This window comes from Acidovorax sp. Root402, assembly GCF_001425125.1.
Lineage (GTDB): Bacteria > Pseudomonadota > Gammaproteobacteria > Burkholderiales > Burkholderiaceae_C > Acidovorax > Acidovorax delafieldii.
In genome coordinates, this window is record NZ_LMDQ01000001.1 from 1 (window position 1) to 14,781 (window position 14,781).

A 14,781-nucleotide genomic window follows, 5' to 3' on the forward strand; every position below is an offset into this window, starting at 1 on the left:
CCGCGCCATGGGCCAGCGCCGGTGGTACTGCGCGGCCGCTTTTTGGCCCCCGCGTGTTGATTTCCACGCAGAAGTGACCCACTAACCCCCAGGATTTCCATCTAAATCTGATCCACGTACTAACCCTAACCTGCTGCTTTGTTGAGCAGCAGGAGACCAGGAGTGATAGACGTGGCAACACTGAGTGTCATCAGGCGCTGGGCCCTGCGAGAGCAGCTGTCCATCCGGGAGATAGCCCGCCGCACGGGCCTCTCGCGCAACACCATCCGCAAGTACCTGCGCGCAGGCGAGGCCGAGCCGCACTATGCCAAGCGGGTCAGTCCATCCAAGCTCGATCCCTTCGCCTTGAAGCTTGCCGGCTGGCTCAAGACCGAAGCTGGCCGATCCCGCAAGCAGCGGCGCACCATCAAGCAGATGTACGTGGATCTGCAGGCGCTCGGTTATGGCGGCTCCTACAACCGCGTTGCAGCCTTTGCGCGTCTCTGGCACGAGCAGCGCCTTGTGGCACAGCAGACCACTGGCCGTGGCACCTTCGTTCCCCTGACCTTCGGTCCGGGTGAGGCCTTCCAGTTCGACTGGAGCGAGGACTGGGCTGTTCTCGCTGGCGTGCGCACAAAGCTGCAGGTCGCCCACTTCAAGCTCAGCCACAGCCGAGCGTTCTATCTGCGCGCCTATCCGCTGCAGACGCACGAGATGCTGTTCGATGCCCACAACCATGCATTCGCAGTCCTGGGTGGCGTGCCCCGCCGTGGCATCTACGACAACATGCGCACCGCTGTAGACCGGGTGCGCCGTGGCAAGGAGCGCGACGTCAATGCGCGCTTTGCGGCCATGGTCAGCCACTTCCTGTTCGAGGCCGAGTTCTGCAATCCGGCGTCGGGCTGGGAGAAGGGCCAAGTGGAGAAGAACGTGCGCGATGCCCGCCATCGCCTGTGGCAGGTAGTGCCGCCATTCCCAAGCCTGCCCGATCTCAATGCCTGGCTTGAGGAGCGCTGCGTGGCGCTGTGGCACGAGATCGAGCACGGCAAGCTGCCGGGCTCCGTCGCGGATGTCTGGGCTCAAGAGAAGGCAACCTTGATGCCGATGCCCCGGCCCTTCGATGGCTTTGTGGAGCACACCAAGCGCGTCTCACCCACCTGCCTGGTCCACTTCGAGCGCAATCGCTACAGCGTGCCGGCACCGTATGCCAATCGACCGGTGAGCTTGCGGGTCTACGCCGATCGCCTGGTGGTCGCGGCCGAAGGCCAGATCGTGTGCGAGCACCAGCGCCTGATCGAGCGTAACCACCATGGTGCCGGGCAGACCGTGTACGACTGGCACCACTACCTGGCGGTGCTGCAGCGCAAGCCCGGTGCCTTGCGCAATGGGGCGCCGTTCCTGGAATTGCCACCTGCGTTCAAGCGCTTGCAGGCCACTTTGCTCAAGCAGCCAGGTGGCGACCGGGAGATGGTGGAGGTTCTGGCTCTGGTGCTGCACCACGATGAACAAGCTGTGCTCGCTGCAGTGGAGTTGGCACTGGAGTCAGGGGCTGCCAGCAAGACCCACATCCTGAACGTGCTGCACCGCCTGCTGGACGGTAAGCCCGCCCCAGCACCGGTCACATCGCCGCAGGCCCTCAAGCTGGCGGTGGAACCCCAAGCCAATGTGCTTCGTTACGACCAATTGAGGGAGGTGCGCTATGCGTCATGACCCTGCCATCGCTTCCATCGTGATCATGCTGCGCGAGCTCAAGATGCACGGCATGGCCCAGGCAGTTGCAGAACTGGCTGAGCAAGGTGCACCGGCCTTCGATGCGGCGCAGCCCATCCTGTCCCAACTGCTCAAGGCCGAGACCGCCGAGCGGGAGGTGCGCTCGGTGGCCTACCAATTGAAGGTGGCCAGGTTCCCGGCGTACCGGGACCTGGCTGGGTTTGACTTCGGCCACAGTGAGGTGAACGAGGCACTGGTACGCCAGCTGCACCGCTGCGAATTCTTGGAGAACGCCAACAACGTGGTGTTGGTGGGTGGCCCGGGTACGGGCAAGACCCACATCGCCACAGCCCTCGGGGTGCAAGCCATCGAGCACCATCACCGCAGGGTACGGTTCTTCTCCACGGTGGAGCTGGTCAATGCGTTGGAGGAGGAGAAGGCCAACGGCAAGCCCGGACAGTTGGCCCACCGCCTGGCCTATGCCGATCTGGTGATCCTGGACGAGCTGGGCTACCTGCCATTCAGTGCCTCTGGAGGAGCCTTGCTGTTCCACCTGCTGTCCAAGCTGTACGAGCGCACGAGCGTCGTGATCACCACCAACCTGAGCTTTAGCGAGTGGGCCAGTGTGTTCGGGGATGCCAAGATGACCACTGCATTGCTGGACCGGCTCACCCATCACTGCCATATTCTGGAAACCGGCAACGACAGCTACAGGTTCAAGAACAGCTCCGCACAGCAACCACCACAGACCACCAAGAAGGAGAAGGCGACCAAGAACTTATCCACAACGTGAGCGTGAAGCTCACGAACCAGGGTGGGTCAGATCGAGATGGAAATGGTGGGTTACGGTTGCATGGAAATCAACANCGACCAAGAACTTATCCACAACGTGAGCGTGAAGCTCACGAACCAGGGTGGGTCAGATCGAGATGGAAATGGTGGGTTACGGTTGCATGGAAATCAACACCCCGCGTCCCGCTTCCTTCCGAAATCTGAATCCAAACGCGTGCGCGCCACGTAAACCATTCAGTACAAATAAAAACTCATGTGGACAAAAAATGATGAAATGGTTAAATTGGCCGCACTCACTGCCCAAAGTCCTATGAACCGCCTTACAAGACTCCTCTCGACAGCCACCGCGCTGGCGGCCTGGCTGCTGCTGGCGCCCGCCGCCCAAGCGGCCGATGCGCCTGCAGCGTGCCCGGCCACGCTGCAGCACACCTTTCCGCGCCTGCAGGACGAAAAGCCGCAGTCGCTCTGCCAGTACAGCGGAAAAGTGGTTCTGGTGGTCAACACGGCCAGCTTCTGTGGCTTTACCGGCCAGTACAAGGGGCTGGAAGAGCTATATGCCCGCTACAAGGACAAGGGGCTGGTGGTGCTGGGCTTCCCGTCCAACGACTTTGCCCAGGAAAAAGGCAGCAACAAGGAAATCGCCGACTTCTGCGAAAACACCTTCGGGGTGAAATTTCCCATGTTTGCCAAAAGCAGCGTGAAGGGCACGGAGGCCTCGCCGCTGTACCAGCAGCTGGCGCAGCTGTCGGGCACGGCGCCCCGCTGGAACTTCCACAAATACCTGCTGGGGCGCGACGGCAAGCTGGTGGACAACTACTCCAGCCTGACCGGGCCGGACAACAAGGGCCTGGTGCGTGCCATCGAACAGCAGCTCGCCCTGCCCACACCCCGGTGAGCGCAATGACTTCTTTACATTTCTTGAAAAAAAATACAGTGAGCCTCTGGAACTTCGCCGGAGCGGCCTCACTCTATCCATTGCGCAAGACGATTGCGCAGCGTACAGTTTTAATGTTGCGAAGCCTTTCGGGCCCTCGGGTTCCGACTGACCTCCTGGAGCGCTTCTCCTCCCTCCCTCTCTTATTCGTTTCGGGACGCTTCGCAACCTTTTTATTCCGTGCACCGGCCAGAGGGAGCCGGTCATGAAAATCGCCATCATCGGCTCCGGCATCTCCGGGCTCTCCGTCGCGCACCAGCTGCGCGGCCAGGCGGACATCACGCTGTTTGAGGCGGGCGACTACTTCGGCGGCCACACCCACACCGTCGATGTCACCCTGCCCGATGCGTCAGGCAACCCAGTCACCCACGGCGTGGACACCGGCTTTCTGGTGTTCAACGAGCGCACCTACCCGCACCTGATCCGCCTGCTGGCCGAGTTGGGCGTGGAGACGGCCAAGTCGGACATGTCGTTCTCGGTGCAGGTGCCCGCAGCCCTGGGCGGGGGCAGAGCCCTGGAGTGGAGCGGCACCAACCTCAGCACCGTGTTTGCCCAGCGCTCCAACCTGGTCAACCCGCGCTTTCTGGGCATGCTGCGCGACCTGCTGCGCTTCAATAAGCTGTGCACGCGCATTGCCGAAAAGCAGGCCGAGGCCGCGCTGATGCAGCCCCTGGGCGACTTCTTGCGCGAGCACCGCTTTGGCGACGCCTTCCGCGACTGGTACTTCCTGCCCATGCTGGGCTGCATCTGGAGCTGCCCCACCGACCAGATGCTGAAGTTCCCCGTGGCCACCATGATCCGGTTCTGCCACAACCATGGCCTGATCCAGATGAGCAACCGCCCCCAGTGGTGGACGGTGTCTGGCGGTGCGCGCCACTATGTGGACAAGATCGTGGCGGGCATTCCCGACAAGCGCCTGAACACCCCCGTGCGCCGCATCGAGCGCGATGCCGCCGGGGTGCGCGTGGTGACCGCAGGCCACACCGAACACTTTGACCAGGTGGTGCTGGCCACGCACTCCGACCAGTCGCTCGCGCTGCTGGCCCAGTCCACGACGCAGGAGCGCGCCGTGCTCGGCGCCATCCGCTACCAGGCCAACCGCGCCGTGCTGCACACCGATACGTCAGTGTTGCCCCAGCGCCGCGCCGCCTGGGCCGCGTGGAACTATGAGCGCGCCCAACAGCGCAGCCGCGAGTCGGCCCGCGTGTGCCTGCACTACCTCATCAACCAACTGCAGCCCGTGCCGTTCGCGCAGCCCGTGGTGGTGTCGCTGAACCCGGTGCGCGACATTGCGCCCGAACACGTGATCGGCAGCTACGAATACGCCCACCCGGTGTTCGACATGGCCGCTATCCGCGCGCAGCAGCAGGTGGGCAAGCTGCAGGGGCAGCAGCACACCTGGTTCTGCGGCGCCTGGACGGGCTACGGCTTCCATGAAGACGGCCTCAAATCGGGCCTGGCCGTGGCCGAGCAATTGCTGGCCGCCCTGCCGCCCCCCCTGGCGGAGGCTGCGTGAGCCACGCGCCGGCCCCCACCGCAGCGCCCCTGATCGGCTTCGGCCAGGTGCGCCACACGCGGCTGCGGCCCCGGCGGCATGCGTTTGCCTACCCCACGTTTTTCCTCATGCTGCCGATGCGCAGCCTGAGCGGCGCACACACCAGCACACGCACTGGCACGCACACACCGCTGGCGGTGAACCGCAGCGGCGCCATCAGCTTCCATGACGTGGACCACGGCGACGGCCGCAGTGCCGCGCAGGGTGGGGCGCTGGCGTGGCTGGACGAGCTGCTGCACACCGAAGGCATCACCGATGCCACGGGCGAGGTCTGGCTGCACTGCTACCCCCGCGTGTTGGGCTACACCTTCAAGCCCGTGAGCTTCTGGTACTGCCACCGCGCGGACGGCCCCCTGCGTGCCATCGTGGTCGAGGTGAACAACACCTTTGGCGAGCGCCATTGCTACCTGTTGGACGCGCCGCAGTACGGCGTGGAACAGCAAGCACGCAAGGTGTTCCACGTGTCTCCTTTCTGCGAGGTGAGCGGCGGTTACCGCTTTCGTTTCATGCGCACCGAGGCCGGTGCACAGGACGCAGGCCGCACCGTGGTGCGCATCGACCACGACGACGACACCGGCCCGCTCATCCAGACCAGCGTGAGCGGCACCCTGCAGGCCATCACCGCACAGACCCTGCGCCAGGCGCTCTGGGGCTACCCCGCCATGACGCTGGCCATCATTGCCCGCATCCACTGGCACGCGCTGCAGCTGTGGCTCAAGCGCGTGCGTTTCCATCGCAAGCCCGAGGCGCCTGCCTCCATCGTGACCCGTTGATCTCCATGTCGTTCCAGCCCCGCGAGACCGCCGCCATGAACTCCACCACCGCCACCCGCTCCGACCGCAACGCGCAGGCCCTGCCCGCAGGCACTCCGGCAGCCGCCCGCACCGCGCTCAGGTTGCTGCAGCGCCTGCAGCACGGCCACCTCACGGTGCAGTTGCCTGACGGCACCCTGCAGCACTTCGGGCACGGCGATGGCCCGTCGGCGGCCATCACACTCAAGAACTGGAATGTCTGCAGCGCAGCGCTCAAGTCGGGTGACATCGGCTTTGCCGAGAGCTACATCGCGGGCGACTGGACCACGCCGCACCTGACCGACCTGCTCAAGCTCTTCATCGCCAACCGCCAGCAGGTGGAAGGCGTGATCTACGGCACCTGGGCCGGCCGGCTGCTGTACCGCATCAAGCACCTGCTCAACCGCAACACCCGCGCCAACAGCCAGAAGAACATCCACGCCCACTACGACCTGGGCAACGCGTTCTACGAACTCTGGCTGGACGACACGATGAACTACTCTTCCGCCTGGTTCGAAGGCGATGCAGGCGGCGACATGCGCGCGGCCCAGCACGCCAAGGTGCGGCGCGCGTTGCGCATGGCCGGTGTGCAGCCAAATTCCCGGGTGCTGGAGATCGGCTGTGGCTGGGGAGCGCTGGCCGAGATGGCGACCGTCGAATTTGGCGCCCACCTGACGGGCGTGACGCTCTCCACCGAGCAGCTCGCCTTCGCGCAAAAGCGCATGGCGCAGCAGGGGGTGGCCGAGCACGCCGACCTGCGCCTGCAGGACTACCGCGACATCCAGGACGGCCCGTACGACGCCATCTGCTCCATCGAGATGGTCGAGGCCGTGGGCCGCGAATACTGGCCCACCTACTTCCAGTCGGTGAACCGCTTGCTCAAGCCCGGCGGCCGGGCCTGCATCCAGAGCATCGTCATCGACGACAGCCTGTTCGAGCGCTACATCAGCTCCACGGATTTCATCCAGCAGTACATCTTCCCGGGTGGCTGCCTGCCGTGTCCGCGCGAGTTCCGCCGCGAAGCCGAGGCGGCAGGTCTGCGCGTGGTCGACGAGTTTGCGTTTGGCCAGGACTACGCCGAAACCCTCAAGCGGTGGCGCGAGCGCTTCCTCGCGCAGCGCACGCAGATCCTGCAGCTGGGGTTTGACGAGCGCTTCATGCACATCTGGGAGTTCTACCTGGCGTATTGCGAAGCGGCGTTTGCGATGAGCAACATCGACCTGGTGCAGTACACCCTGGCCAAGGACTGATAATTGCTATGAAAAATATAGCTGCTACCGCAATATTCACTAGCGCATTGATGGCTTTTGGCCCTCAAACCGCGCTGGCGCAGGTTGCAGAGGCCAGCGCAGCCGCCGCAGCCCCGCTGTCGGGGGCCCGCCTGGTGGGCCAGGGCGTGCTGCGGTTTCTGGGGTTTGAGATCTACCGTGCGCGGCTGTGGGTGCAGCCCGGCTTTGATGCCGACAACTACGCCGCCCACCCCCTGGCGCTGGAGCTGACTTACCACCGCGATTTTTCGGCCGAGGCCATTGCCAAGCGCTCCATCGAAGAGATGCGCCGCGTGGGCAGCTTCACGCCGCAGCAGGCCGCGCGCTGGCAGCAGGCACTGACCGCCGCGCTGCCGGATGTGAAGGCCGGCGACCGGCTGCTGGGCCTGTACCAGCCTGGCACGGGCGCCGTGTTCAAGATGGGCGGGCGTGTGGTGGGCGAAGTGCCTGACGCCGAGTTCTCGCGCCTGTTCTTCGGCATCTGGCTGTCGCCGCAGACCTCCGAGCCCGGACTGCGGCAAGAGCTGATCGCGGCCACCCGCACTGCGGGACAAGGGCAGCAATGACCTCCACCACGCCCATGCGCGCCAGCCAAGGCCTGGCCTATGGGCTGCTGGGCCTGCCGCTGGCTTTTGTGGCGCTGCCGCTGTATGTGCTGTTGCCCAACCACTACGCGCGCGAGTTCGGCATGCCGCTGGCCACACTGGGCTCCGTGCTGCTGGCGGCGCGGCTGTTCGACGCGGTGTCCGACCCGCTGCTGGGGCGTCTGTCCGACTACCTGTTCGGCCGTTCGGTGCGCGCCGTGCTGGTGGTGGGCGCGGTGTCGGCCGTGGTGCTGGCACTGGGGCTGACCAGCCTGTTCTTTCCATGGGTGCGTGGGGCGGATGCACTGATTGCCTGGGCGCTGGTGGCACTGCTTATCACCTACACGGCCTATAGCCAGCTGGGCATTGCGCACCAGTCTTGGGGCGCACGGCTGGGCGGCGACGAGCTGCAGCGCGGCCGCATCGTGGCCTGGCGTGAGGGCGCCGCGCTGGTGGGCGTGGTGCTGGCATCGGTGCTGCCCGCGCTGCTGGGCCTGCCGGTGATGCTCAGTGTGTTTGCCATCACCCTGCTGCTGGGCTGGTGGGCGTGGACCAGAGCCCCGCGCCCCGCAGCGCATGCGGGTGTCGCCGTGGCCGGTGTCTACCGCCCACCGCAGCGCGCCAGCCTGTGGCGGCCCTGGGGCCGCCCTGCCTTCCGCCGCCTGCTGGCCGTGTTCATGCTCAACGGCATTGCCAGCGCCATCCCGGCCACGCTGGTGCTGTTTTTTATTCAGGACCGGCTGCAGCCCCCGCCTGCGCAGGAGCCCATGTTCCTCGCAGCCTATTTTGTCTGTGCGGCGCTGTCCATCCCGCTGTGGCTGCGTGCCGTGGCGCGCTGGGACCTGGCGCGCACCTGGCTGGCGGGCATGCTGCTGGCGATTGCCGTGTTTGTGTGGACGGCGTTTCTGGGCGCGGGTGATGTGTTGCCGTTCCTCCTGGTCTGCGCGCTGTCAGGCGTGGCCCTGGGCACGGACCTGGCCCTGCCCAGCGCCCTGCTAGCGGGCGTGATCGCGGCCGAGGGCGACAGCGGCCAGCACGAGGGCGCGTACTTCGGCTGGTGGAACTTTGCCACCAAGCTCAACCTGGCCCTGGCCGCAGGCCTGGCGCTGCCTCTGCTGGGCTGGCTGGGCTACACGCCGGGCACGCGCAGCGATGACGGCCTGCAGACACTGGGCCTGGCCTACGCCGTGCTGCCCTGCGCGCTCAAGCTGGCGGCAGCGGCAGCGCTGTACGTCCTTTTTCTGCGGCACCCACGCGGTGCGGCGATGGCTGGAACCTGACACCCATACCCCCAAGGCACAACCCATGATGCAAAGACGCCTCCTCCTCTCCGCCGCTGTGGCTGCGCCCGTGGTGCTGTCCGGCTGCGCCAGCCAGAACCTGGATGGCTACGCCACCGAGAAACCGGTGCTGGACCTGGCCCAGTATTTCAACGGCAAGATCGACGCCTACGGCATCTTCCAGGACCGCAGCGGCCAGATCGTCAAACGCTTCACCGTGGTGATGGACTGCAGCTGGAAAGGCAACGAGGGCGTGCTGGATGAAGCCTTCACCTACTCCGACGGCACCACGCAGCGCCGCATCTGGCGGCTGACTAAGCACGCGGACGGCCGCTACACCGGCACCGCCGACGATGTGGTAGGCACGGCCAACGGCCAGACGCGCGGCAACGCCTTCCGCTGGAACTACACGCTGGCCCTGCCGGTGGATGGCAAGGTCTACAACGTGGACCTGGACGACTGGATGTACCTCATCGACGACCGGGTGATGCTCAACCGCGCCACCATGACCAAGTTCGGCGTGCGCCTGGGCGAGATCACCCTGTCCTTCACCAAACGCGCACCATGAGCCTCAACCCTCCCTTGCGCGACTGGCAGGGCCGCCGGGCCTGGCTCATCGGGGCCAGCAGCGGCATTGGCCGGGCCACCGCAGCCGCGCTGCATGCGCGCGGTGCGCAGGTCATCGTGTCGGCGCGCAGCGGTGATGCACTGAACGCCTTTGTCGTGCAGCACCCCGGCAGCATGGCGCTGGTTTTTGACACCGCCGAACCGGGACAGGTGCAGGCCGCCGCAGCGCAGGTGCTCGCGGGAGGGGCGCCGGACCTGGTGTGCTACTGCGCGGGCTACTACCGCGACATGCGCGCCACCGACTTCGATCTGGCCGTGATGCTGCGCCATGAGCAGATCAACTACAACGGCGCGCTGCACGTGCTGGCCGCCGTGTTGCCCGCCATGCTGGCCGCAGCGGAGGCCGGGCGCCCAGGCCACGTGAGCCTGATCAGCAGCGTGGCAGGCTTTCGCGGCCTGCCCAAGAGCCTGGCCTATGGGCCCACCAAGGCGGCCCTCATCAACCTGGCCGAGGCGCTGTACTTGGACCTGCACGACCTGGGCATGGGCGTGAGCGTGATCAACCCTGGTTTTGTGGCCACGCCACTCACGGCGGGCAACGACTTCACCATGCCGGCCCTCATTTCACCCGAAGCAGCAGCGGCGGCCATCGTGCAGGGCTGGGAGCGGGGGCATTTCGACATCCACTTCCCCAAGCGTTTCACACGCGTGATGAAGCTGCTGCGGCTGTTGCCGTACCGTTGGTACTTCCCCGCCGTTCGCCGCTTCACAGGCCTTTGACTTTTGCGATGCAGCCCCCGAACACAGCCCCATCCACCGAAGAAGCCGTCACGCGCGTTGTCGCGTTCTTTGAAAACCTCTCGCCTGCCGACATAGCGGCCATTGGCCATTTCTACGCACCACAGGCGCGCTTCAAGGACCCCTTCAACGAGGTGCAGGGCGTGCCTGCCATCCAGGCCATTTTTGCCCACATGTTCGAGGCGCTGGAGCAGCCGCGTTTTGTGGTTACCGGCCGGGTGGTGCAGGGCACGCAGTGCTTCTTGACCTGGGACTTCCTGTTCGCGTTCAAGGACTTCCGCAAGGGCGTGACGCAGACGGTGCGTGGTGCCTCACACCTGGTGCTGGACGAACAGGGTCTGGTGACGCTGCACCGCGACTACTGGGATGCGGCCGAAGAGCTGTACGAAAAGCTGCCCGTGGTGGGTGCACTGATGCGCTGGCTCAAAAAGCGCGCCAACAGCTAAGGATCCTCCGCACGCATCGAGCGGTATGTGGGCGCTGCGGATCGGGATGGTCTGCTAGGCGCAAAACGCAGCACCAGCTGTCGCTATTGCGAGGTGTTGCAACACCGCAGACTGCCCGGGACCGCAGATGCACACGGCGCGGCGATTTGTGCAGCGGGTCCCCGGGGCCTGTTCACCCTTTTCACCCCGCTGCCCGGATGCGCGAATGCCCGGGCAAGGGCACTGCGCGTTGCAACACGCCTTCGGCCAGCCACAGCGCACTGCTCCACGCCCGTTGCGCCACATAGGGCAGAGGCAGCTGCTGGTAGTCGTCGTTGAAGACCTCAAAGCTGTAATCGCCCTGGTAGCCCATGCCGTCCAGCGTGCGTACCAGTTCGGCCAGCGCCTTGCTGTGCACGCCTTCGCCAGGGAACACGCGAAAGTGCCGTGCGGTCTCGATGCGCTCTTGCACTGTGCGCGTTTCCTGCCACATGAAGTCGGACAGCTGCACGAGGTAGATCTTGGCGGGGTCCACGTCCTCCAGCGCCGCGAGCGGCGTGCTGGTGGCGAACTGGTGGTACGAATCAATGGCCAGCCCGAGGTTGGGGCAATCGGCCTGTTCCACGGCGGCCCAGGCCTGGTGCACCTCGTTGATGTGGCGGCCCCAGGAGAGGCCCTCAAACGCCACGCGGATGCCATGGGGCAGCGCCAGCAGGGCCAGCTTGCGCAGGTCGCGCGCAATCGCATCGGCGTCAGACGTGGCGTGCGAAGACGTGGAGCTGCATGCCAGCAGCACGGGCGCGCCCAGGTCGCGCGCCATCAGGATCATCTGCTTGGCGATGTCCACCTTGTAGCTGTGCAGATGGCCCGACAAGCCTTCAAAATCGCGCAGCACCTGGAAGCCCGTCACCCGCAAGCCGCTGCTGCGCACGGCGTGCACGGCGGCCTCGATGCCCTCGGGGTGGCCCACGATGTCGCGCGCGGCCAGCATGATCTGGCCAAATCCGGCGGCCTTGACGGCGGCGAGCTTGGCCTCCAGCGGGCCCGCCAGGCTGATGGTGTCCATGCCAAAGTCGGCGACGTTGCGTTGCATGGTCGATGTGCGCATGGGGCAGTCTCCAGGCTCAGCGTGCGTCCAGCACCAGTTCGAAGCTGGGAGCGCCGGCATCTGCGCGGGTGAGGGCGCCGCGCGTTCCCGTGTGCACGCCGGTGGGGGACTCGACGAAGTCCACGCCGCGCTCGCGCAGCGCTTGCACCGTGGCCAGCACGTCGGGCGCGCCAAAGGCCACGCGTTGCAGCAACTCTTCGGGGTCGGCTTCCAGCGCATCGACCAGCGGTTCGATGAGCTGCCAGTGCAGCGTGCCACAGGGGCTGGCCAGGATGCGGCCATGGGTGAGCACGCCAAACGACTGGTCCGGTGCCAGCTCGGCGAAGCCAAACAGTTCCCTGTAGAAGTGGATCCAGTCCTCCGCACGGCCCAGGCCGATGTACTGCACCACGCCAAACAGGTGCAGGCCCTGTAGCGCAGGCGGGCGCTGGTTGACGGTGGGGATGGGCACAAAGTCCACGTCGTAGATGGAGAACTCCTTCCAGCGGTCGACAAAGTAGATGCGGCTGGCACCCACCCCGTGGATGGCGGGGATGTTCAGCTCCATCACCTCGACCTCGGTGTGCACGGCCCAGGCACCCAGTTCCAGCACCCGGCGGTAGGCCGCGGCCGCATTGCCCACGCGAAAAGCAATGGCGGCGAGCACCGGCGCTTCGGTGAGCGCGGGAGGCGCGTGCACGCCGGTGAGCTCGTTGTCCTGGTGGGCGTTGACGATGATGTTCATGTCGCCCTGGCGGTACAGCAGCACCTCGCGCGAGCGGTGGCGCGCCAAGGGCTGAAAGCCCATGCGCTCCAGCGCCTGGCCCAGCGCCTGCGGACGGCTGGTGGCGTATTCGATGAACTCCACGCCCTGCAGGCCCAGGGGGTTGGGCAGTTCGCCCAGCGTTTCGCGGGCGGCCATCATCGGGGTGCTCATGGTGTCGGCTCCTTGGGGGTTGCGGCGGGCAGTGGCATCAGCGCGTGCTGACCAGGCGGCGGAAATGTGCATCCATGCGCGCCGCATCGGGCGCCTCGCCGGTGAACAGCTCGAACGCGCCCACGGCCTGGCCCACAGCCATGCCACCGCCGTCGGACACCCGGCAGCCCAGCGCGCGTGCGGCCTGTACCAGGGCGGTGTCGAGCGGGAAATACACCACTTCGGACACCCACATCGGGGGCCGCAGCAGGGCCACATCGAGTGGCAGGCCGGGCAGTTTGTCCATGCCCGTGGGCGTGGCGTGGATCAGGCCTGTGGCCTGCGCCATGGCCGATTGGATGTCGGAGGCTTCGGCCCGGACGCCGTACAGCGCATTCACGTCGGCTGCCAGTTGAGCCGCACGCTCGGGCTGCGCATCGACGATGCTCAGGTGCTCGGCGCCCAGCCGCAGCACGGCGTGTGCAATCGCAGCGCCGGCACCGCCCGCGCCGAGCAGCACCACGCGGCGCAGGTCGGCGCCAGGCAGTGCGCGGGTAAAGCCCCAGGCCCAGCCCGATCCGTCGGTGTTGTGGCCCACGAGTTTTCCGCCCTGGATGACCACGGTGTTCACGGCGCCCATGGCGCGCGCTTCTTCGGACAGGCTGTCGAGGTGCGGAATCACCGCCTGCTTGCAGGGGTAGGTCACGTTGCAGCCCGCGTAGCCCATGATGCGCGCCGCCGACAACAGCGTGGGCAGATGCTCCGCCGAGGAAGCAGAGCGGTCCAGGTCGATGAGCTGGTAGTGCAGGCGCATGCCGTGGTGGCGCGCTTCTTCTTCGTGCAGCGCGGGCGACAGCGATTTCTGGATACCGGCACCGATCAGTCCGATCAGCACCTTGCGGGGGCTTGTGGATGGCATGGCGGACGTGGGTGTGGTGACCGGGGGATCAAGCAGCTGGGTGCTCATGGGGCGGGCGGGATACGGGGTGAATGCACGGCCGGGTGTGGCGAGGCTACTGGCGGCCGTGCGGGGTGGGCAGCGTTGTGGTTACTTGCCGCCGCGCAGCTTGGCCAGCGTGGCGTAGACCTCTTTCACCGTCTCTGCGCCCACTTTTTCGCTGTGCTTTTCGACCACAGGCTTGACCTTGGCGCGCAGCTTGTCCAGCTCTGCAGGCGAGAACTCGGACACCTGCATGCCGGCCTTCTTGAGGTCTTCCAGCGCCACATTGGCCTGCACGCGCGACACACCGCGCTGGAAGGTGGTGGCCTCGGCCATGGCGTCGGTCAACGCTTTCTGGTCAGCAGGGTTCAGACTGTCCCAGAACTTCTTGCTCACGATCACGGCCTGGGGGTTGTACATGTGGCGCGTCACGGTCAGGTACTTCTGCACCTCCGCAAACTTGGACGACAGGATGGTGGAGAACGGGTTCTCCTGGCCGTCCACGGCCTTCTGCTCCATGGCCGTGTACAGCTCGGGGAAGGGCATGGGCACGGCATTGGCGCCCAGCGCGTTGAACATGTCGATGTAGATGGGCGACTGGATCACGCGGATCTTGAGGCCTGCAATGTCTTCAGCCTTGGTGATGGGGCGCTTGCTGTTGGTGAGGTTGCGAAATCCCAGCTCCCAATAACCCAGGCCCACCAGGTTCTTGGCCTGCAGCTTGTCGAGCAGCTTCTTGCCGAAGGGGCCGTCCGTCACGGCGTCAGCCTCTTGGGGCGTAGCGAACAGGAAGGGGAAGTCGTAGATGCCGAATTCCTTGGCCTGGGCCGACAGAATGCCCGCGTTGAGCACCGTCATCTCCACCGTGCCACCTTGCAGCGCCGACACGGTCTGCAGGTCGCCGCCCAGCGTGCCGCCGGGGAAGAGCTTGACGGCAATGCGGCCGTTGGTCTTGGCCGCCACCAGGTCGGCAAACTTTTGCGCGCCCTGGGCCTGCGGGTGGTCCTTCTGGTTCTGGAAGGCGAACTTGATGGTGCGCTCCTGCGCGTGCGCAGCGGGCAGCAGCGATGCGGCGACGAGGGCCGTGGCGAGCAGGGTCTTGAGCAGATTCATGGGATGGTCTCCTTGGTTTTTTGGCAGGCAGAAACGGTAGGC

Annotated in this window: 15 protein-coding genes; 11 read left to right on the forward strand and 4 right to left on the reverse strand. The window is 65.7% G+C overall.

Going from position 1 to position 14,781, the window contains the following annotated elements; genetic code table 11:
- Positions 1 to 162: 162 nt before the first annotated feature.
- The 11 genes from istA (at position 163) to ASC83_RS00055 (ending at position 10,704) form a co-directional block, all read left to right on the forward strand.
- Positions 163 to 1,689 carry an IS21 family transposase gene (gene istA, locus ASC83_RS00005; RefSeq protein WP_056056555.1) on the forward strand — a complete coding sequence of 509 codons (1,527 nt, stop codon included), beginning with the start codon at positions 163 to 165 and terminating at the stop codon, positions 1,687 to 1,689.
- On the forward strand, positions 1,679 to 2,482 hold the full coding sequence (gene istB, locus ASC83_RS00010) for an IS21-like element ISThsp10 family helper ATPase IstB (protein WP_056056557.1): 804 nt from the start codon (positions 1,679 to 1,681) through the stop codon (positions 2,480 to 2,482). Before istA ends, istB begins: the two co-directional genes overlap by 11 nt.
- Before the next feature lie 309 nt (positions 2,483 to 2,791).
- Positions 2,792 to 3,376, forward strand: a complete 585-nt coding sequence (locus ASC83_RS00015) for a glutathione peroxidase (RefSeq protein WP_056056559.1) — start codon at positions 2,792 to 2,794, stop codon at positions 3,374 to 3,376.
- A gap of 244 nt (positions 3,377 to 3,620) precedes the next feature.
- Positions 3,621 to 4,931: an NAD(P)/FAD-dependent oxidoreductase gene (locus ASC83_RS00020; protein WP_056056560.1), complete on the forward strand. Its 1,311-nt coding sequence runs from the start codon at positions 3,621 to 3,623 to the stop codon at positions 4,929 to 4,931.
- Positions 4,928 to 5,743, forward strand: coding sequence for a DUF1365 domain-containing protein (locus ASC83_RS00025; RefSeq protein WP_056056562.1), 816 nt, complete (start codon positions 4,928 to 4,930; stop codon positions 5,741 to 5,743). Before ASC83_RS00020 ends, ASC83_RS00025 begins: the two co-directional genes overlap by 4 nt.
- A gap of 35 nt (positions 5,744 to 5,778) precedes the next feature.
- Entirely contained in the window at positions 5,779 to 7,011 is a 1,233-nt protein-coding gene (locus ASC83_RS00030; protein ID WP_056057551.1) for a cyclopropane-fatty-acyl-phospholipid synthase family protein, read from the forward strand.
- A 50-nt stretch (positions 7,012 to 7,061) separates the two neighbouring features.
- Positions 7,062 to 7,595, forward strand: a complete 534-nt coding sequence (locus tag ASC83_RS00035; protein ID WP_056057555.1) for a chalcone isomerase family protein — start codon at positions 7,062 to 7,064, stop codon at positions 7,593 to 7,595.
- Positions 7,592 to 8,893, forward strand: a complete 1,302-nt coding sequence (locus ASC83_RS00040) for an MFS transporter (protein ID WP_056056564.1) — start codon at positions 7,592 to 7,594, stop codon at positions 8,891 to 8,893. Before ASC83_RS00035 ends, ASC83_RS00040 begins: the two co-directional genes overlap by 4 nt.
- A 25-nt stretch (positions 8,894 to 8,918) precedes the next feature.
- A complete protein-coding gene (locus ASC83_RS00045; protein WP_056056565.1) occupies positions 8,919 to 9,461 on the forward strand; it encodes a DUF3833 domain-containing protein in 543 nt (180 codons plus the stop codon).
- Entirely contained in the window at positions 9,458 to 10,240 is a 783-nt protein-coding gene (locus tag ASC83_RS00050; RefSeq protein ID WP_056056567.1) for an SDR family oxidoreductase, read from the forward strand. Before ASC83_RS00045 ends, ASC83_RS00050 begins: the two co-directional genes overlap by 4 nt.
- 8 nt (positions 10,241 to 10,248) lie before the next feature.
- A complete protein-coding gene (locus ASC83_RS00055; protein WP_056056569.1) occupies positions 10,249 to 10,704 on the forward strand; it encodes a nuclear transport factor 2 family protein in 456 nt (151 codons plus the stop codon).
- A 181-nt stretch (positions 10,705 to 10,885) separates the two neighbouring features.
- On the opposite strand, the gene ASC83_RS00060 is transcribed toward ASC83_RS00055, so the two are convergent.
- The 4 genes from ASC83_RS00060 to ASC83_RS00075 all read right to left on the reverse strand — a co-directional run bounded on the left by ASC83_RS00060 (position 10,886) and on the right by ASC83_RS00075 (position 14,739).
- Positions 10,886 to 11,791, reverse strand: a complete 906-nt coding sequence (locus ASC83_RS00060) for a sugar phosphate isomerase/epimerase (RefSeq protein ID WP_056056571.1) — start codon at positions 11,789 to 11,791, stop codon at positions 10,886 to 10,888.
- A gap of 16 nt (positions 11,792 to 11,807) precedes the next feature.
- Positions 11,808 to 12,707 (reverse strand): VOC family protein, encoded by a 900-nt coding sequence (locus ASC83_RS00065; RefSeq protein ID WP_056057559.1) that lies wholly within the window; start codon positions 12,705 to 12,707, stop codon positions 11,808 to 11,810.
- Between the two features lie 37 nt (positions 12,708 to 12,744).
- Entirely contained in the window at positions 12,745 to 13,653 is a 909-nt protein-coding gene (locus ASC83_RS00070; RefSeq protein ID WP_082522262.1) for a shikimate dehydrogenase, read from the reverse strand.
- A gap of 81 nt (positions 13,654 to 13,734) precedes the next feature.
- A complete protein-coding gene (locus ASC83_RS00075; protein WP_056056573.1) occupies positions 13,735 to 14,739 on the reverse strand; it encodes a TRAP transporter substrate-binding protein in 1,005 nt (334 codons plus the stop codon).
- Between the last annotated feature and the right edge of the window lie 42 nt (positions 14,740 to 14,781).